General features: G+C 60.2%; 18 protein-coding genes. 9 read left to right on the top strand and 9 right to left on the bottom strand.

The features are described from left to right. Positions 1–120 precede the first annotated feature (120 nt). Positions 121–480 (top strand): hypothetical protein, encoded by a 360-nt coding sequence (locus ACIOWA_RS18735; RefSeq protein ID WP_401161270.1) that lies wholly within the window; start codon positions 121–123, stop codon positions 478–480. Between the two features lie 65 nt (positions 481–545). Here ACIOWA_RS18735 and ACIOWA_RS18730 read toward each other — a convergent pair whose 3' ends face one another. From ACIOWA_RS18730 to ACIOWA_RS18710, 5 genes are all read right to left on the bottom strand, one after another. Continuing rightward, entirely contained in the window at positions 546–1124 is a 579-nt protein-coding gene (locus ACIOWA_RS18730) for a hypothetical protein (protein WP_401161268.1), read from the bottom strand. A gap of 65 nt (positions 1125–1189) precedes the next feature. After that, the gene (locus tag ACIOWA_RS18725) at positions 1190–1444 is read right to left on the bottom strand and encodes a hypothetical protein (RefSeq protein ID WP_339431337.1); all 255 of its coding nucleotides are present in this window, start codon (positions 1442–1444) and stop codon (positions 1190–1192) included. Positions 1445–1534: 90 nt separating this feature from the next. Continuing rightward, a complete protein-coding gene (locus ACIOWA_RS18720) occupies positions 1535–2125 on the bottom strand; it encodes an LON peptidase substrate-binding domain-containing protein (protein WP_339431336.1) in 591 nt (196 codons plus the stop codon). Between the two features lie 10 nt (positions 2126–2135). Next, positions 2136–2852, bottom strand: coding sequence for an LrgB family protein (locus ACIOWA_RS18715; RefSeq protein ID WP_221730200.1), 717 nt, complete (start codon positions 2850–2852; stop codon positions 2136–2138). Continuing rightward, a complete protein-coding gene (locus tag ACIOWA_RS18710; protein ID WP_339431335.1) occupies positions 2852–3214 on the bottom strand; it encodes a CidA/LrgA family protein in 363 nt (120 codons plus the stop codon). Before ACIOWA_RS18710 ends, ACIOWA_RS18715 begins: the two co-directional genes overlap by 1 nt. A gap of 193 nt (positions 3215–3407) precedes the next feature. Between ACIOWA_RS18710 and ACIOWA_RS18705 the strand changes: the two genes are divergently transcribed. The 3 genes from ACIOWA_RS18705 to ACIOWA_RS18695 all read left to right on the top strand — a co-directional run bounded on the left by ACIOWA_RS18705 (position 3408) and on the right by ACIOWA_RS18695 (position 6371). Further along, positions 3408–3863, top strand: coding sequence for a MaoC family dehydratase (locus ACIOWA_RS18705; protein WP_034153755.1), 456 nt, complete (start codon positions 3408–3410; stop codon positions 3861–3863). Positions 3864–3974: 111 nt separating this feature from the next. Further along, positions 3975–5702, top strand: a complete 1728-nt coding sequence (locus tag ACIOWA_RS18700; protein ID WP_401161265.1) for a C13 family peptidase — start codon at positions 3975–3977, stop codon at positions 5700–5702. A 27-nt stretch (positions 5703–5729) separates the two neighbouring features. Further along, positions 5730–6371 carry an oxidoreductase gene (locus ACIOWA_RS18695; protein ID WP_339507600.1) on the top strand — a complete coding sequence of 214 codons (642 nt, stop codon included), beginning with the start codon at positions 5730–5732 and terminating at the stop codon, positions 6369–6371. 140 nt (positions 6372–6511) lie between these two features. Here the strand turns inward: ACIOWA_RS18695 and ACIOWA_RS18690 are convergent, their stop codons facing one another. The 4 genes from ACIOWA_RS18690 to ACIOWA_RS18675 all read right to left on the bottom strand — a co-directional run bounded on the left by ACIOWA_RS18690 (position 6512) and on the right by ACIOWA_RS18675 (position 10837). Then, positions 6512–6796 (bottom strand): YceK/YidQ family lipoprotein, encoded by a 285-nt coding sequence (locus ACIOWA_RS18690; protein ID WP_339431332.1) that lies wholly within the window; start codon positions 6794–6796, stop codon positions 6512–6514. Beyond that, on the bottom strand, positions 6789–7436 hold the full coding sequence (ubiX, locus tag ACIOWA_RS18685) for a flavin prenyltransferase UbiX (protein ID WP_221730205.1): 648 nt from the start codon (positions 7434–7436) through the stop codon (positions 6789–6791). Before ubiX ends, ACIOWA_RS18690 begins: the two co-directional genes overlap by 8 nt. Continuing rightward, positions 7433–8782: a UDP-N-acetylmuramate:L-alanyl-gamma-D-glutamyl-meso-diaminopimelate ligase gene (mpl, locus tag ACIOWA_RS18680; protein ID WP_401161261.1), complete on the bottom strand. Its 1350-nt coding sequence runs from the start codon at positions 8780–8782 to the stop codon at positions 7433–7435. Before mpl ends, ubiX begins: the two co-directional genes overlap by 4 nt. Before the next feature lie 147 nt (positions 8783–8929). Continuing rightward, positions 8930–10837, bottom strand: coding sequence for a sigma-54-dependent Fis family transcriptional regulator (locus tag ACIOWA_RS18675; protein WP_401161259.1), 1908 nt, complete (start codon positions 10835–10837; stop codon positions 8930–8932). A gap of 302 nt (positions 10838–11139) precedes the next feature. On the opposite strand from ACIOWA_RS18675, the gene ACIOWA_RS18670 reads away from it, so the two are divergent. The 5 genes from ACIOWA_RS18670 to ACIOWA_RS18650 all read left to right on the top strand — a co-directional run bounded on the left by ACIOWA_RS18670 (position 11140) and on the right by ACIOWA_RS18650 (position 17249). Next, complete coding sequence (locus tag ACIOWA_RS18670) at positions 11140–12660, top strand: aldehyde dehydrogenase family protein (RefSeq protein ID WP_339464735.1); 1521 nt, start codon at positions 11140–11142, stop codon at positions 12658–12660. A 307-nt stretch (positions 12661–12967) separates the two neighbouring features. Continuing rightward, positions 12968–14338: an ethanolamine permease gene (eat, locus tag ACIOWA_RS18665; protein WP_339464737.1), complete on the top strand. Its 1371-nt coding sequence runs from the start codon at positions 12968–12970 to the stop codon at positions 14336–14338. A gap of 109 nt (positions 14339–14447) precedes the next feature. Next, the gene (locus ACIOWA_RS18660; protein ID WP_401161256.1) at positions 14448–15842 is read left to right on the top strand and encodes an ethanolamine ammonia-lyase subunit EutB; all 1395 of its coding nucleotides are present in this window, start codon (positions 14448–14450) and stop codon (positions 15840–15842) included. Between the two features lie 5 nt (positions 15843–15847). Continuing rightward, positions 15848–16672, top strand: coding sequence for an ethanolamine ammonia-lyase subunit EutC (gene eutC, locus ACIOWA_RS18655; RefSeq protein WP_339431326.1), 825 nt, complete (start codon positions 15848–15850; stop codon positions 16670–16672). Positions 16673–16787: 115 nt separating this feature from the next. Then, positions 16788–17249: an N-acetyltransferase gene (locus ACIOWA_RS18650; RefSeq protein WP_221730212.1), complete on the top strand. Its 462-nt coding sequence runs from the start codon at positions 16788–16790 to the stop codon at positions 17247–17249. Positions 17250–17498: the final 249 nt, after the last annotated feature.

Below are 17498 nucleotides of genomic sequence, written 5' to 3'. Positions count from 1 at the left end.
AGAGCGCCCGCACCTGTCCTTAAAATACAAAACGCCCGATGCAGTGCATCGGGCGTTAGGGTGAGATAGGTGTAAACCTATTTCAGGACTAGACACATCGATACCCGCGGCATCGAAGTCGTGCCCGGCGCGGAAAACCTCTACCTGAACGATCTGGATTTTGAAGCCGATCCGACAGAGGGGCGCCTGTCGATGCCGACACGGGGCATCAGTGCCCAGCGGCTCTGGCTGGTGAACTCGCAACTGACCCGTGCAGCGTGCATCGAGGATGTATTCAAATGTGCCGGCGGCAGTGTCAGCGCTATCGAGAAAGCAACCTGGAACGGAACGCTCACTTACAGCGAGCAAGGCACCACGATTTATGACGCACTGATAGACCGAGTAGGCGCCGATGGCGCGAAGGTACTGTTCTTGCCGAAAGGACGCGACACATTTGCAGGTGACATCACCTGGCCGACACCCGAGCATGAAAGACCTTGAACTGAAGCCAGCGGTTTGACCGAATGAATCGCGCCATACTTCTAATCGAGGCATGGCGCTTTTTATCAGGTAACGGCTGAAAGCTTTTCAAAAACTTTAATTACAAACACAGCAGAACTGTAATTAAAAGCATCGTGTTTCGACAGGTTGGGATTGACATTCAGGAACGTGCTCATGCCCTTGACCACATTGCAATACAAAGGCCTGTTATTCGACTCACTGACCAAACCAATATAGGCCGCCCCGAATTCGATATCGCTAAAAGTAGTGCTCGACACCCCAAGCTTATTGATCGAAAAATAATCCGTTTTATCAGCCGTGCTGGCCAATAGATTATGTGTTTTGTTTTCGAAGGCTAATCTGGCGTTATCAAACATGCCGCGCTGCACGACGTGGATCGCGTACCGGTCGCCCTGCGCAACGAACTTCAACAGTAAAGGTTCGTCGTGTTCGTGATCAGCAAGGGTGAGTAAACTGGCAACACGAGAATCTGCCAGGTTAACTTCGGCATCCAGTTGCTCGCGTTTGGTAAGACGCGGACTGCGCAGACGCTGTTGGAGGCGCTGTTGATTGAGCACTACTGGCAGACCGTCAAGGTACAGGTTTGCAGTAAATGTGATGTCGGTGTTTATCGATACAGTCATAAAATTTCCATCCATGGAGGCCTGGCGCCGTAATCGTCAGGGTGCCAGGCCATCTGAAAAAACAGTCAGGCGGTCGCCGCTGCCACTATGGTTTTCGCGGTTGCAGACATACGCGGAACTTCGCTGACAGGAATTTTTTCAGATTTACGCTTACGCCGCGCAACCACCATCAAATCGGCATAGACGCAGGCCGCTTCAATCACATTGGCAACGTTATGATCAGCCCCGGCATGTTTCAAAATATACTTGCCAGCGATGTCATCCCAAAACGCCCACTCATCTTCATATACCGTCATGACGTCTTCCTTATTATTGTTCATATCACCCGCTTCCTGCGGGGAACTTGAACTTAAGATAAAGACAGAAGCAAAACAATACTGGCAGGCATTGTGAGTTGATTCAAAGTACAACTAGGTGAACAACTCTCCCTGTAATTCATCGAGCAACGCCTGGATGGCATCCAGTCGTTGTTGTGGATCATCAAGTTGCAGCAGATCGATCTTGTCTTCTTCGGCGAACGGCAGCAGATACGCCAACTGATTGGCGAGCGACTGCTGACCCGGCGCGTCAGTGCCCATGTTCAACGCCTCGACCATCGGGTGCTCGGCCAAAGCCTTGAGCAAGGCAACCAGGTCGGCGTCCTCGTCCTGCAACGGTTGCTCGGGATCGTCGTCCAGCCACTCAACGTCGGCGAGGATCAACTGATCGCGCTGCACGTCGGTGCGCAGCACATTGAAACGCCGTCCACCCTGTACACGAATGCCCAACAGCCCATTGTCCTGCTGCTGGAAATCGGTGATCCGCGCCTCGCACCCGACCAAGGCAAAACCTTGCGGCGCAACGCCGACTTCATGGCCGTCGAGGATGCACACCACACCAAAGCCACCGCCCTGTTTCATGCAGCGACCGATCATGTCCAGGTAGCGCGCCTCGAAGATCTGCAAGTCGAGGTTGCAGCCGGGAAACAGCACTGTGTTCAGCGGGAAAAGCGGCAGACTCATAGACATTTCCTTACACCACCATCGACACCGCCAACGGCAGGAACACCGCCGTGGCCACGCCCATCAGACTCATCGCCAGCGCCGCGAAGGCGCCGCACTCATCACTTTCCTGCAACGCCACCGAAGTGCCGACCGCATGCGCGGTCATGCCCAGCGCCATACCGCGCGCCTCGGGGCTATGCACGCCTAGCCGGGTCAACAACGCCGGGCCGAAGATCGCCCCGATCACGCCGGTGATCAACACAAACACCGCCGCCAATGCTGCGACACCGCCGATCTGCTCGGCCACCAGCATGGCGATCGGCGAAGTCACCGACTTGGGCGCCATGGTCATCAGAATCATGTGATCGGCGCCGAACCACCAGCCCAGCAAGACGCCCATCCCCGTGGCAACCACCCCGCCTATCACCAGCGTAGTAAAAATCGGCCAGAACAATTGGCGGATGCGTTTGAGGTTCAGATACAACGGCACCGCCAACGCCACCGTCGCCGGCCCCAGCAGAATGCTGAGGATCTCGGTGCTCTTGCGGTATTCGGCGTACGTCAGGCCACAGCCCACCAGCACACCGATCACCAACAGCATGGAGACCAGCACCGGTTGCAAAAAGATCCAGCGGGTTTTCTCGAACGCTGCCAGCACGAGTTGATAGGCACCCAGGGTGATGCCGATGCCGAACAGCGGATGGTGGATCACGGAGTCCCAGGCACCTTGCCAGTCGAAAAGCATCAGGACTCCTCCGAGCGGTGCGTGTGACGCCTGACCATGCGCTGCATCAGCATTCCGGCGAAGGCCATCGACAGAATCAACGACACCACCAGTGCGCCGACAATCGCCCAGAAGTCGGCGGCAATCGCCGCGGCGTAAACCATCACGCCCACTGCCGGTGGCACCAGCAGCAACGGCAAATAACGCAGCAGGCTCGCGGCCGCGAGATTCAGCGGTTCGTCGACCTCACCACGCATGATCAGGAACACCAGCAACAGCAGCAGGCCGATGATCGGCCCCGGCAGCACCGGCAACAGCAAGTGATTGAGCGCCGTGCCGAGCAATTGAAACAGCACCAGCAGGGTCAGGCCACGTAGCAACATCCGACATCTCCGTCTTACTTTCCGCCCAGCAGGGGCTCGGCATTATAAGCACGCCTGCGCTATGGATCGGCATTCGCCAAAAGCATGGTCAGTTGACCTGAGCAAATCGCCATGATGATCTACAGTGGTTCGCAGGGCGGTCAAATCCCCCACCTGAAAAACTATAAAACCGATGTACCCAAGGAGAGTCTCAATGCCCTATGTTCCAGTTGCAGAGCTCAAAGATTATGTCGGCAAGGAACTCGGACGTTCCGAATGGCTCACCATCGATCAGGAGCGCATCAACCTGTTCGCCGAAGCCACCGGGGATTATCAGTTCATTCACGTCGACCCGGTCAAAGCCGCGCAAACGCCATTTGGCAGCACCATTGCCCACGGTTTCCTGTCGTTGTCGCTGATCCCGAAATTGATGGAAGACATCCTCGTGCTGCCGCAAGGCGTGAAGATGGTGGTCAACTATGGCCTCGACAGCGTGCGTTTCATCCAGCCAGTGAAGGTCAATTCCAAAGTTCGCCTGAAGGTCGACCTGGGCGAAGTGACCGAGAAAAAACCCGGCCAATGGCTGCTCAAAGCCACAGCGACACTGGAGATAGAAGGCTCGGACAAACCGGCCTACATCGCCGAGCCCCTGTCGCTCTGCTTCGTTTAAGCGCCGGGATGCGAAGCAGCGCACGCTGTTTCGCATCCACTGTCTTAGCGGCGGCTGTATAAGGTCACATAGCTGCGGCATACTCGGTCGCCTAATTGCCCGGATCCCGCTATGCGCTCACTCGCCACTCTTGCCCCCCTAGCCTTGACCCTGTTGCTTGCCGCATGCGGCGACGGCGAATCGCTGTTGCCTCCTGATGCACGCCTGCCGGATGGCGGACGCTATCGCGGCGAACTGGTCGACGGTTTGTTGCAAGGCCAGGGGCGCGTCGACTACCCCAACGGCAGTTGGTACGCCGGGCAGTTCGACAAGGGGCAGTGGCACGGGCAGGGCGAATGGCATGGCAGCAATGGCGAGGTCTATCGCGGCCAGTTCCAGCAAGGTCTGTTCGACGGCCAGGGCAGCCTGACCACCAACGCCAGCAGTTACACCGGCGGTTTCAAGCAGGGCCGACGGGACGGCGAAGGCACCCTGAAAGAAAACGCCATGACCTACCGTGGCGAGTTCAAGGCTGATCAATATTCCGGGCTCGGCCGTCTCGAAATGGACGATGGCAGTTCCTATCAAGGCCAGTTCGCCCACGGCAAACCCAACGGCGAAGGCCAGCGTGGCGACTCCAGCGGCAACTCGTTCACCGGCCATTTCGTCAATGGTCAACTGGAAGGCAACGCCACCTTCAACAGCGCTGACGGTGACGTCTACGTCGGTGGTTTCAAGAACAACCAGTTGCACGGTAAGGGCCGCTACGAAAACGCCGACGGCGACGTTTGGCTCGGACAGTTCAAGGAAGGAGCGCTGACCGGCAAGGGTGAACTGATCGGCGCCGACGGCAGCCACTACGTGGGCGAATTCAACGACTGGCGCTTCAGCGGTCAGGGACGCTTGAATCTATCTGACGGCAGCTTCTACATCGGTGGTTTCGACAGCGACAGTTACTCTGGACGCGGCATCCTGGTGCTGACCGATGGCAGCGTGATGAGCGGCACCTGGGTCAATGGCCAGCGAGTGCGCGATGCCGACGGCAAGTTGCTGCCCGACATCCTCGAACTCGGCTTGCTGGCCCAGGGCCGCTTGCTTGATGACGCCCTGGCGGCCATCCCGGCCTCAACGCCAGCGGTTGAGCTGTACACCCTGACCTTGGGCGGCGATGGCAAGCAGAGCGTGTTCCTGCGCGAATCCGACTACGTCGCCAACATGCTCAAAACGCGGTTTGGGGCTTATGGCCAGATCCGCCTGGTCAACCACCGCGACCACCTCGCCGACCGACCGATGGCCACTCGCGAGAATCTGCGCCGCGCCGCGCAAACCCTCGCCGAACGCAGCGGCCCGGAAGACCTGCTGTTTATCTACCTGACCAGCCACGGCACCGCCGAACACGAACTGGTACTCGACCAGCCGCGCATGGAACTGGCCGACCTGCCCGCCGACGAACTCGCCGCCGTGCTGGCACCGCTGAAAAACCGCGACAAGATCATCGTGATCTCAGCGTGCTACTCCGGCGGCTTCATCCCGGCCCTCAAAGACGAACGCACGCTGATCATGACGGCTTCGCGCGCCGATCGCGTGTCCTTTGGCTGCTCCGAAGAGGCCAACTTCACCTACTTCGGCGATGCACTGTTCGCCCAGGCGCTGAACCAGACCGACGATCTCGAACACGCCTTCAAACTGGCCAAAGCCACCGTCGCCGAGCGTGAACTGGCGGACAATTTCGAAGCCTCGGAGCCGCAAATCTGGGCGCCGAAAACCGTGCTGTCACATTGGCAACTGCTGCGCAAACAGCAAGCCAGGAAAGCGTTGCAAAGTGCTGCATTGAACGACGCAGCGATAAAGAGCAACTAAGCTGAACAGTATCAAGGGGGAGACACTATGTACTTGACGCCTCAGCACGTATTGCTTGCCGGAGCCACTGGTTTGACCGGTGAACACCTGCTCGACCGTTTGCTCAACGAACCAACGATTTCTCGCGTGCTCGCCCCTTCCCGTCGGCCATTGGCGGAACACCCGCATTTGGAAAACCCGGTCGGCGACCCGCAGGTTTTTCTGCCGCAGCTCAGCGGCCGTGTCGACATCGCCTATTGCTGCCTCGGCACCACCATCAAACAGGCCGGCTCCGAAGCCGCCTTTCGTGCGGTCGACCTGGACATGGTGGTGGCGTTCGCCAAACGCGCACGGGAGATGGGCGCACGGCACCTGATCGTGATCAGCGCGCTGGGCGCCGATCCGAATTCATCGATTTTCTACAATCGGGTCAAAGGTGAAATGGAACAGGCATTGCGCGCACAGGACTGGCCGCAACTGACCATTTGCCGGCCATCGCTGCTGCTCGGTGAACGCACCGAACCGCGTCTGGGCGAGCAGCTTGCTGCGCCGTTTTCAAAATTGATCCCCGGTAAATACCGTGGCATCGAGGCCTGCCAACTGGCCCGCGCCATGTGGCGCCTGGCGCTGGAAGAACAGGATGGGGTGCGGGTGATTGAATCGGATGAGTTGCGCAAGCTCGGCAAGTAGTTTTGTGGTGTCTGGGCTGGCCTCTTCGCGAGCAAGCCCAGACACCACAGTAATCTTCAGCGAATACAGACCTGGCGTAAGACTCAATCCCTGTGGGAGCGTGGCTTGCCCGTGCCCGCCAATGGAGTGCGAGCACTCCCCTACAATCCACCAGTTGCCTGAAATCCCACGCCAATCACCGTGAGCAACGACAACGGCAGTAACAGCGTATCGAGCAACGCACTCGCCGGCAGATCCACGCCCGGATAGCTCGGCGCCTCAGCCCCGAACCGATCCATCGCGCAACACCCGCCATTGATCGCATACAAATCCAGCCGCGTACCGGCATACACCACCGGCGCCCCCGGTTTGGCGGCATCGAGCGTGCGTGCCGTAGCGCAACCGGCCAGTTGCAGCGCCAGCACAACGATCAGCAGCTTATTCATCGCTGCTCAGATGATGCTCACCCCAACGCGGCAGCATGTCTTGGGGAATGCCCAGCAGATTGAGAATCCGCGCCACGACGAAATCGATCAGGTCATCGATGGTCTGCGGCTGGTGATAGAAACCCGGCGACGCCGGCAGGATGGTCACGCCCATGTTCGACAACTTGAGCATGTGCTCCAGATGAATGCTCGAATACGGCGCCTCACGCGGGACCAGAATCAACTGGCGGCGCTCCTTCAGCGTCACGTCGGCGGCGCGCTCGATCAGGTTGTTGCAGGCACCGGTGGCAATCGCCGACAGCGTGCCGGTGGAGCATGGCACGACGACCATCGCCGCAGGTGCACCGGAGCCTGAGGCCACTGGCGACATCCAGTCTTCCTTGCCATACACGCGGATCTGCCCGGCGGCCGCTCCGGTGTATTCGGTGAGGAATGCCTGCATCGTCTGCGGTTTGGGCGGCAGCGACACATCGGTTTCGGTGGCCATCACCAATTGCGCAGCCTTGGAGATCAGGAAGTGCACCTCGCGATCTTCACGCACCAGACAATCGAGCAGGCGCAAACCGTACTGCGCGCCTGAAGCGCCGGTCATGGCCAGGGTGATGCGTTCGGGGCCATTGCTCTCCAAACGAGTGTTCATTGCAGCGCCTCGGCGAGTTTGCCGTGCAGGCCGCCGAAGCCGCCGTTGCTCATGATCACGACGTGAGTGCCGGGCTGAGCCTGGCTCTTCACCCGCTCGATGATGCCTTCCAGTGAATCGCTGACAATCGACGGCACCGTGCATAACGCAGCGGTGGCGGCCAGATCCCAGCCGAGGTTGGCCGGGGCGTACCAGATCACCTGATCGGCATCGACCACGCTGTCCGGCAAGCCGTCGCGGTGCGCGCCCAGCTTCATGGAGTTGGAACGCGGCTCGATGATCGCGATCAAGGGTGCATCGCCGATGCGCTTGCGCAAGCCGTCGAGGGTGGTGGCAATCGCGGTTGGATGGTGAGCGAAGTCGTCATAGATGGTGATGCCGCGCACCTCAGCGACTTTTTCCATCCGGCGTTTGACGTTCTTGAAGGCGCTCAGCCCGGCAATGCCCATCGACGGCACCACGCCAACATGACGCGCCGCGGCCAGCGCGGCCAGGGCATTGGCGACGTTGTGCTGACCGGTCAGCTCCCATTCGACGGTGCCTTGGGACACACCTTCGAACATGACTTCGAACGCCGAACCGTCGTCCTTCAGCAACTTGACCTGCCACTGCCCGCCGGCACCGGTGGTTTGCACCGGGGTCCAGCAACCCATTTCGATCACACGCTGCAAGGCAGGCTCGGTGGTCGGATGAATGACCAGGCCTTCACTCGGGATCGTGCGCACCAGATGGTGGAATTGCCGCTCGATCGCTGGCAGATCCGGGAAGATGTCCGCGTGATCGAACTCAAGATTATTGAGGATCGCGGTACGCGGGCGGTAGTGAACGAACTTCGAGCGTTTGTCGAAGAAGGCGCTGTCGTACTCGTCGGCCTCGATCACGAAGAACGGCGTACCGCCCAAACGTGCGGACACCGAGAAGTTCTGCGGCACGCCGCCGATGAGGAAACCCGGGCTCATACCGGCGTATTCCAGCACCCAGGCAAGCATGCTGCTGGTGGTGGTTTTGCCATGGGTACCGGCGACGGCCAGCACCCAGCGACCTTGCAGCACATGATCGGCCAGCCATTGCGGGCCGGACACATACGGCAAGCCTTTGTTCAGCACATATTCCACCGCCGGATTGCCGCGGGACATGGCGTTGCCGATCACCACCAGATCCGGTGCCGGATCGAGCTGGGCCGGGTCGTAGCCCTGAGTCAGCACAATGCCTTGGGCCTCAAGCTGCGTGCTCATCGGCGGATAGACGTTGGCGTCGGAGCCGGTCACATGATGGCCCAGCTCTTTGGCCAGAACCGCCATCGAGCCCATGAAAGTCCCGCAGATACCCAGAATATGAATGTGCATAGTCGACCTCGTAAAACATGGCCGCAGGTTAGCGTAGGGAGGGGGAAATCGCACCTTGTGTTTCGCGCCTTAGCGAGCAAGCCCGCGCCCACAATGTCAGCGCAGTCCTTGCGGGCGCGGGCTTGCTCGCCAATGGCGCGACCCGGTTTAGCGGGCGATAGCGTGCTTGCGCAGCTTTCTGTAAAGCGTATTGCGACTGACCCCAAGCTGTTGCGCCGTTTGTGTCATGTGCCACCGCGTCTGTTCCAGCGCGGCGAGCAAGGCCAAGCGTTCGGCATCTTCAAGGGGATGCTCGGCCGCACAAACCTCCACAGCCACCCTCGGTCGCACTTGTCGAAACATCGCCGGCAAATCCTCCAGCCCAACCCGCCCGTCATCACACAACGCCGCCAACGTGCGCAGCACATTGCGCAACTGCCGCACATTGCCCGGCCAGTTGAACGCCAGCAACGCCTCACGCGCCGGCGCTTCAATCAGGATTGGTTCGCCGCTTGCCTCTTCGGCCAGCAGAAAATCCAGCAATTGCGACTTGTCACTGCGATCACGCAATGCCGGCAGCGCCACTTCCAACCCATTGAGCCGGTAATACAGATCCTCACGAAAACTGCCGTCCTCGACCCGGCCCAGCAGATTGCGGTGGGTCGCGCTGATGATCCTCACGTTGACCGCTTCGGGCTCACCGCCAATCGGCACCACCTGCCGATCTTCCAGCACCCGCAACAAGCGAGTCTGCAAGGCCAGCGGCATGTCGCCGATTTCATCAAGGAACAACGTACCGCCATCGGCCTGCTGCAACTTGCCGCGCATACCGTCCTTGCGGGCACCGGTGAAGCTGCCGCCGCGATAGCCGAACAGTTCGCTCTCGATCAGGCTCTCGGGGATGGCCGCACAGTTGAGGGCAACAAAGGCTTTGCTCGATCGCTGGCTGGCCTGATGCACAGCCTTTGCGAAAGCCTCTTTGCCGGAGCCGGTTTCGCCGTTGATCAGCAGCGGTACATCGCGTTCGAACACGCGCAGGGCTTTACGAAAGTCCGCTTGCAGCGCCGCATCACCGAGGCAGATCCCCGACAGACGCGCAGGCTCGGGTTTGATGGGGGCCGGGATGATCGGCAGCGGCTTGCACGACTCGCCACGCAACACGGCAAACAGATGTCGCCCGTCGCGGGTGCGCAGCGGCCAACTGGCGCTGGCATTGGCACTCGCGCGGCCCAGCAACTCATCCAGCGAACAATCGAAAAACGCCTCGACCGGTTGGCCGAGCAACCCACCGCGAATATGCCCCAGCAGGTTCAGCGCACTCTGGTTGACCGCACTGATCCGCCCTTCCCCGTCAAACGCCAGCAAGCCTTCGCTGAACAGGCCGACGGACTCGGCCTGCAAATGAAAACGCAACAACCATTGGTTATCGAAACAGCGCAGGAAGTAGCAACTCTCGATCATCTTCGCCGACAGATTGACCAGCGCCATGGTGTGGAACTGGCTCTGGCGCGAGACGTCGTGGCGCGCCGAAGACACGTCGAGCACCGCCAACAGTTCGCCGTGCGGGTCGAACACCGGGCTCGCCGAGCAGGTCAGGCCGGTGTGACGACCGCGAAAGTGTTCATCCTGATGGATGGTCAACGCCTGACGCTCGACCAGGCAAGTGCCGATGCCGTTGGTGCCTTCACAGGCTTCGCTCCAGTCAGCCCCGAGCCAGAGGCCGGCGCGCTCGAAAATCCTGCGCTCGGCGGGCGCGGTGACGCAGTTGAGGATCACCCCGCGCGCATCGGTCAGCAGCACCGCGTGGCCGGCGCCGGACAGTTGTTGATGCAGGCTGCTCATTTCATTGCCGGCGATCTGCAGAACCTGTTGCAGACGCTCGCGGCTTTCAAGCACGCGCCCGTGTTCGAGCACGGTGGGCGCCATGGCCAGGGCCGGGTCGAGGTGATAGTCCTCAAGACAACGCAGCCAAGAGCGGGCAATCGACGGATCGGCACCGGGCCCGTGCAGGTGCGGTTTGCCCTGGGTGGCCGTGAGAACCTGCTGGGCATGGCGACTCAAATGGTTGTCGTGCATTTCTTATTGTTCTCCCCGAGGCTCGACGGCCCAATGCTTGAGGTGACGCCCAGCATCCTCCAGCCACCGACGCATTGCAATGCTGGCGAGACTGTCCGGTCACTGGCTGTGCCGAAAACGGTACAAACTGTCACCCCCGCTGTACCGAAACCGTCACAGGTGCGCTCCGCCCGTCCGACAAAAACCACGCAAGGCCTTGATTTACCTGACCTGCACGGCAGTGGCCCAACCTTTGCTCTACGCTTATAGCAAGCGCACTTGCGCGTTTCTCTAATAAGTACAAAGCCAAGGAGAACATCATCATGCGTTACGCTCACCCCGGTACTGAAGGCGCCAAAGTCTCGTTCAAGAGCAAGTACGGTAACTACATCGGCGGCGAGTTCGTCGCGCCTGTCAAAGGTCAGTACTTCACCAACACCTCGCCAGTCAATGGCCAACCGATTGCCGAATTCCCGCGCTCCACTGCCGAAGATATCGACAAGGCACTGGACGCTGCCCACGCCGCCGCCGATGCGTGGGGCGCGACCTCCGTGCAGGCGCGCTCGCTGATCCTGCTGAAAATCGCCGACCGCATCGAACAGAACCTCGAACTGCTGGCAATCACCGAAACCTGGGACAACGGCAAAGCCATCCGCGAAACCCTCAACGCCGACATTCCGCTGGCCGCCGACCATTTCCGTTACTTCGCTGGCTGCCTGCGTGCCCAGGAAGGCAGCGCTGCCGAAATCGACGGCAACACCGTGGCGTATCACATTCATGAACCGCTGGGCGTGGTCGGTCAGATCATCCCGTGGAACTTCCCGCTGCTGATGGCCGCGTGGAAACTCGCCCCGGCGCTGGCCGCCGGCAACTGCGTGGTGCTTAAACCGGCCGAGCAAACGCCACTGGGCATCTGTGTGCTGATGGAAGTGATCGGCGACCTGCTGCCACCGGGCGTACTCAACGTGGTGCAAGGCTTCGGCAAAGAAGCCGGCGAAGCCCTCGCCACCAGCAAACGCATCGCCAAGATCGCCTTCACCGGTTCGACCCCGGTCGGCTCGCACATCATGAAGTGCGCCGCCGAGAACATCATTCCGTCCACCGTCGAACTGGGTGGCAAGTCGCCGAACATCTTCTTCGAAGACATCATGCAGGCCGAGCCGACCTTCATTGAGAAGGCCGCTGAAGGTCTGGTGCTGGCGTTCTTCAATCAGGGCGAAGTCTGCACCTGCCCGTCCCGTGCGCTGGTGCAGGAATCGATCTACGAAGAATTCATGAAAGTGGTGATGAAGAAGGTCCTGTCGATCAAACGTGGCGACCCGCTGGACACCGACACCATGGTCGGCGCCCAGGCGTCCGAGCAACAATTCGACAAGATCCTGTCGTACCTGGAAATCGCCAAGGGCGAAGGCGCCGAACTGCTGACGGGCGGCAAGGTGGAAAAACTCGAGGGCAATCTGTCGACCGGTTATTACATCCAGCCGACCCTGCTCAAGGGCACCAACAAAATGCGCGTGTTCCAGGAAGAAATCTTCGGCCCAGTGGTGAGCATCACCACGTTCAAGGACGAAGCCGAAGCCCTGGCCATCGCCAACGACACCGAGTTCGGCCTCGGTGCGGGCCTGTGGACCCGCGACATCAACCGCGCCTACCGCATGGGCCGGGCGATCAAGGCCGGTCGCGTGTGGACCAACTGCTACCACCTGTACCCGGCGCATGCCGCGTTCGGCGGGTACAAGAAGTCCGGCGTTGGCCGCGAAACCCACAAGATGATGCTCGACCACTATCAGCAGACCAAAAACCTGCTGGTGAGCTACGACATCAATCCGTTGGGCTTCTTCTAAAACCGGGGGCAACACAAAGGTTTGTGTTGCCCGTTCAATCGCCTTCGCGAGTAAGCCCGCTCCCACAGGGGCCTTGCTTCGGCCCACATGGCTGGATTCGGCACAGATCCGATGTGGGAGCGGGATTGCTCGCGAAGGCGTCCTTAATGACACAACACACAAGGCCTGGCCGCTCTGGCACGGCCCTTGCGTACCCGTCATTCAGGATTTGCAGAAAAACTGCCGCTGCGTGAACAGCCTCCATCCACCCCAACCGCGACACCCGAAAGTCCAACAGATCAAACAATAAAAAAGACAGCGAGGACTTATGACTACCACCACACAACTCAAACCCACACTCGGCACCCTGCACCTGTGGGGCATTGCCGTCGGCCTGGTGATTTCCGGCGAATACTTCGGCTGGAGTTACGGCTGGGGCACCGCAGGCACCTTGGGTTTTCTGGTTACGGCGCTGATGGTCGCGACCATGTACACCTGCTTCATCTTCAGTTTCACCGAATTGACCACCGCGATTCCCCACGCCGGCGGGCCGTTTGCCTACAGCCGTCGGGCGTTCGGCGAAAAAGGCGGATTGATCGCCGGCATCGCTACGCTGATCGAGTTCGTCTTCGCACCACCGGCCATTGCCATGGCCATCGGCGCCTATCTGAATGTGCAATACCCCGAGCTTGATCCGAAGATCGCTGCGGTCGGCGCCTATTTCGTGTTCATGACCCTGAACATTCTCGGCGTGAGCATCGCCGCGACCTTTGAGTTGGTGGTCACGGTGCTGGCCGTCGCCGAACTGCTGGTGTTCATGGGCGTGGTCGCGCCGGGCTTCAGTTTCAGCAATTTCGTGCTCAACGGGTGGTCGGGCGCCAACGAGTTCACCCTGGGTTCGATCCCCGGGATCTTTGCCGCGATACCGTTTGCGATCTGGTTCTTCCTCGCCATCGAAGGCGCGGCCATGGCGGCGGAGGAAGCCAAAGACCCGAAACGCACGATTCCCAAGGCTTATGTCAGCGGCATCCTGACACTGGTGTTCCTCGCCATCGGCGTGATGGTGATGGCCGGTGGCGTTGGCGACTGGCGCCAACTGTCGAACATCAACGATCCGCTGCCGCAGGCCATGAAAGCGGTGGTCGGCAACAATTCGTCATGGATGCACATGCTGGTGTGGATCGGCCTGTTCGGTCTGGTGGCGAGTTTCCACGGCATCATTCTTGGCTACTCGCGCCAGTTCTTCGCCCTCGCCCGCGCCGGTTACCTGCCGAAAAGTCTGGCCAAACTCTCGCGGTTCCAGACGCCCCATCGCGCGATTCTGGCCGGTGGCGTGATCGGCATCGCGGCGATCTACAGCGACGGCCTGGTCAATCTGCAAGGCATGACGCTGACCGCGGCGATGATCACCATGTCGGTATTCGGCGCGATCGTGATGTACATCATCAGCATGCTCAGCCTGTTCAAACTGCGCCAAACCGAGCCGAACCTGGAACGCACCTTCCGCGCCCCGGGCTATCCGGTGGTGCCGGCCATCGCGCTGTTTCTGGCCGTGGTGTGCCTGGTGGCGATGGCGTGGTTCAACACGCTGATCGGCTGTGTGTTCCTTGGTTTCATGGTCATTGGGTATCTGTATTTCCAGTTGACCGCCAAGCAACGCGCCGACGCACCGACAGACGCTATGCTCGAAGGTATCTAGTTGCACCGGTACCGGGCCTTGCGCCCGGTGCCCGCCTTATTGAAGTGCATGGAGATCCCGCTCCCACAGGGGAACCGAGTTATCCACAGAATCAGGAGGACACCGCCCCATGGCCGCATTTGCCCATTGCGTCGGCGCCCAGACCTATCGCTTCGACAGCCTCAAGGACGTCATGGCCAAAGCCAGCCCGGCACGTTCCGGGGACTTTCTCGCCGGTGTCGCCGCGCTCAACGACGGTGAGCGCGTGGCCGCGCAAATGGCGCTGGCCGATATCCCGCTCACGCACTTTCTGCAAGAAGTGCTGATTCCCTATGAGTCCGATGAAGTCACCCGCCTGATCATCGACACCCATGACAAACAGGCCTTCGCCGTGGTCAGCCACCTCACCGTCGGCGGTTTTCGCGACTGGCTGCTCAGCGAGGCCGCCGATGAAACCAGCCTGCGTAATCTCGCGCCCGGCCTGACCCCGGAAATGGTCGCCGCCGTGTCGAAGATCATGCGCGTGCAGGACCTGGTGCTGGTGGCGCAGAAAATCCGCGTAGTGACCAAGTTTCGCGGCACCCTCGGCCTGCGCGGGCGCCTGTCAACTCGCCTGCAACCCAACCACCCGACCGACGAGCCGTCCGGCATTGCCGCGAGCATTCTCGACGGTCTGCTGTACGGCAACGGCGACGCGATGATCGGCATCAACCCGGCCACCGACAGCATCGCCTCGATCTGCGCGATGCTGGAAATGCTCGACGCGATCATCCAGCGCTACGACATCCCCACCCAGGCCTGCGTGCTGACCCACGTCACCACCTCCATCGAAGCGATCAACCGTGGCGTGCCGTTGGACCTGGTGTTCCAGTCGATCGCCGGCACCGAAGCGGCCAACGCCAGTTTCGGTATCAACCTGAATGTGTTGCAGGAAGGCTACGACGCCGGTTTGAGCCTGAACCGCGGCACCCTCGGGCAAAACCTGATGTATTTCGAAACAGGTCAGGGCAGCGCCCTGTCGGCCAACGCCCACCATGGCGTCGATCAACAGACCTGCGAGACCCGGGCCTACGCTGTGGCCCGCCATTTCAAGCCGTTCCTGGTGAACACCGTCGTCGGATTTATCGGCCCGGAATACCTCTACAACGGCAAACAGATCATTCGCGCCGGCCTCGAAGACCACTTCTGCGGCAAATTGCTCGGCGTGCCGATGGGCTGCGACATCTGCTACACCAACCACGCCGAGGCCGATCAGGACGACATGGACACCCTGCTGACCCTCTTGGGTGTGGCGGGGATCAACTTCATCATGGGCATCCCCGGCTCCGACGACATCATGCTCAACTACCAGACCACCTCGTTCCACGACGCGCTCTACGCCCGCCAGACCCTGGGCCTGAAACCGACGCCGGAATTCGAGCAATGGCTGGCGAACATGGGCATTTTCACTCAGGCGGACGGCAAGGTTCGCTTCGGCAACAACCTGCCGCCGGCCTTCCGCCAGGCCTTGGCGCAACTGGGATGAGTCTTATGGAAAACCCGCCCCTCGACCCGCAAAACCCATGGCTGGAACTGCGTCGCCTGACCCCCGCGCGGATCGCCCTCGGCCGCACCGGCACCAGTCTGCCGACCCGCGCACAACTGGATTTCCAGTTCGCCCATGCTCAGGCGCGGGATGCGGTGCACTTGCCGTTCGATCATGCCGGGCTCAGCGCCCAACTCAATGAGCGCGGGCGCCAGACGTTGCTGCTGCACAGCGCGGCGGTGGATCGCAACAGCTACCTGCAACGCCCCGATCTGGGGCGCAAGTTGAGTGATGACTCAGCCCAGGCTCTGCGCGACTACGCGGCGACCAATCCCGGCGGCGTGGATCTGGCGATTGTCGTCGCCGATGGCTTATCCGCGCTGGCCGTGCATCGCCACACGCTGCCACTGCTGACCCGACTTGAAGAGCAAATGGCCGCCGATGGCTGGTCCGCCGCGCCGGTCATCCTCGTGGAACAGGGCCGCGTCGCGGTCGGCGATGAAATAGGTGAACGGCTGGGCGCAAAAATGCTGGTGATGCTGATTGGCGAACGCCCGGGCCTCAGCTCACCCGACAGCCTGGGGGTGTATTTCACCTACAATCCAAAGATCGGGCTGACCGATGCCTACCGCAACTGCATTTCCAATGTGCGGCTTGAGGGCTTGAGCTACGGCATGGCGGCACATCGTTTGCTGTACCTGATGCGCGAAGCCTGCCGACGGCAACTGTCGGGGGTCAATCTGAAGGACGAAGCACAGGTTCAGACGCTGGAGTCGGACACCGGTGCGGACATGAAAGGAAACTTCCTACTCGGCCCGTCGACAACCTGAACCGATTCCGCATTGCGTTTCTGCGCCGGTATCAGGCAGGATCGACGCACGGCCGCCAGGGTTTCCCATCGCCGTCAGAGCAGTTGAAGACAGCCACTTGAAGACGAGACCTATCATGCGGATTATTCAAGCGACCCTCGAACACCTGGATTTACTGACTCCGATGTTCGTCACCTATCGTGAGTTCTACGGTTCACTGCCTTACCCGGATTCCTCCCGCGCGTTTCTCGAAAAACGCCTGCGCCGCAAGGAATCGGTGATTTATCTGGCCCTCGCCGACGATGACGACAAGAAGCTGATGGGCTTCTGTCAGCTCTATCCAAGTTTCTCTTCGTTGTCGCTCAAGCGCGTATGGATCCTCAACGACATCTATGTCGCCGAAGACGCCCGCCGCCAACTGGTCGCCGACAACCTGATCCGCACCGCGAAGAAAATGGCCAAGGAAACCCAGGCCGTGCGCATGCGCGTTTCCACCAGTGCCGATAACGAAGTGGCACAGAAAACCTACGAGTCCATCGGGTTCAAGGAAGACACCGAGTTCAAGAACTACGTGTTGCCAATCAGCGACGAACTCTGACCCAAGAAATCGCAGCCTTCGGCAGTTCTACAAAAGAACGCATCCCAATGTAGTCGCTACCGAAGGCTGTGATCCTGCAGGCCTTCTCCTCTCCCGTCGTCCCTGACAATTGTTCACACCCGGACATCCCTCGCTACAAAACCAACGCGCTTTTCACCTCTCAGACCGTATAATCCCGAGCTTTCCGGCTTGTAAGAAAAACTACACCTCGATGTAGGCTTACATGAAGTCATCCGCACAGGCCTGCAG

The sequence above is a fragment of the Pseudomonas sp. NPDC087614 genome, from assembly GCF_044743485.1.
Classification (GTDB): domain Bacteria; phylum Pseudomonadota; class Gammaproteobacteria; order Pseudomonadales; family Pseudomonadaceae; genus Aquipseudomonas; species Aquipseudomonas baetica_A.
Note: the sequence above shows the minus strand (reverse complement) of the source record. Positions and strands in the feature narration are given on the sequence as shown.

What these genes read in the sequence shown, in the direction of transcription:
- ACIOWA_RS18675 (WP_401161259.1), bottom strand. Translation starts at nt 10,837, where the DNA reads ATGCACGACAACCATTTGAGTCGCCATGCCCAGCAGGTTCTCACGGCC.
- ACIOWA_RS18695 (WP_339507600.1), top strand. Translation starts at nt 5,730, where the DNA reads ATGTACTTGACGCCTCAGCACGTATTGCTTGCCGGAGCCACTGGTTTG.
- ACIOWA_RS18690 (WP_339431332.1), bottom strand. Translation starts at nt 6,796, where the DNA reads ATGAATAAGCTGCTGATCGTTGTGCTGGCGCTGCAACTGGCCGGTTGC.
- ACIOWA_RS18715 (WP_221730200.1), bottom strand. Translation starts at nt 2,852, where the DNA reads ATGCTTTTCGACTGGCAAGGTGCCTGGGACTCCGTGATCCACCATCCG.
- ACIOWA_RS18660 (WP_401161256.1), top strand. Translation starts at nt 14,448, where the DNA reads ATGGCCGCATTTGCCCATTGCGTCGGCGCCCAGACCTATCGCTTCGAC.
- ACIOWA_RS18725 (WP_339431337.1), bottom strand. Translation starts at nt 1,444, where the DNA reads ATGAACAATAATAAGGAAGACGTCATGACGGTATATGAAGATGAGTGG.
- mpl (WP_401161261.1), bottom strand. Translation starts at nt 8,782, where the DNA reads ATGCACATTCATATTCTGGGTATCTGCGGGACTTTCATGGGCTCGATG.
- ACIOWA_RS18650 (WP_221730212.1), top strand. Translation starts at nt 16,788, where the DNA reads ATGCGGATTATTCAAGCGACCCTCGAACACCTGGATTTACTGACTCCG.
- ubiX (WP_221730205.1), bottom strand. Translation starts at nt 7,436, where the DNA reads ATGAACACTCGTTTGGAGAGCAATGGCCCCGAACGCATCACCCTGGCC.
- eat (WP_339464737.1), top strand. Translation starts at nt 12,968, where the DNA reads ATGACTACCACCACACAACTCAAACCCACACTCGGCACCCTGCACCTG.
- ACIOWA_RS18700 (WP_401161265.1), top strand. Translation starts at nt 3,975, where the DNA reads ATGCGCTCACTCGCCACTCTTGCCCCCCTAGCCTTGACCCTGTTGCTT.
- ACIOWA_RS18720 (WP_339431336.1), bottom strand. Translation starts at nt 2,125, where the DNA reads ATGAGTCTGCCGCTTTTCCCGCTGAACACAGTGCTGTTTCCCGGCTGC.
- ACIOWA_RS18710 (WP_339431335.1), bottom strand. Translation starts at nt 3,214, where the DNA reads ATGTTGCTACGTGGCCTGACCCTGCTGGTGCTGTTTCAATTGCTCGGC.
- ACIOWA_RS18670 (WP_339464735.1), top strand. Translation starts at nt 11,140, where the DNA reads ATGCGTTACGCTCACCCCGGTACTGAAGGCGCCAAAGTCTCGTTCAAG.
- ACIOWA_RS18730 (WP_401161268.1), bottom strand. Translation starts at nt 1,124, where the DNA reads ATGACTGTATCGATAAACACCGACATCACATTTACTGCAAACCTGTAC.
- ACIOWA_RS18705 (WP_034153755.1), top strand. Translation starts at nt 3,408, where the DNA reads ATGCCCTATGTTCCAGTTGCAGAGCTCAAAGATTATGTCGGCAAGGAA.
- eutC (WP_339431326.1), top strand. Translation starts at nt 15,848, where the DNA reads ATGGAAAACCCGCCCCTCGACCCGCAAAACCCATGGCTGGAACTGCGT.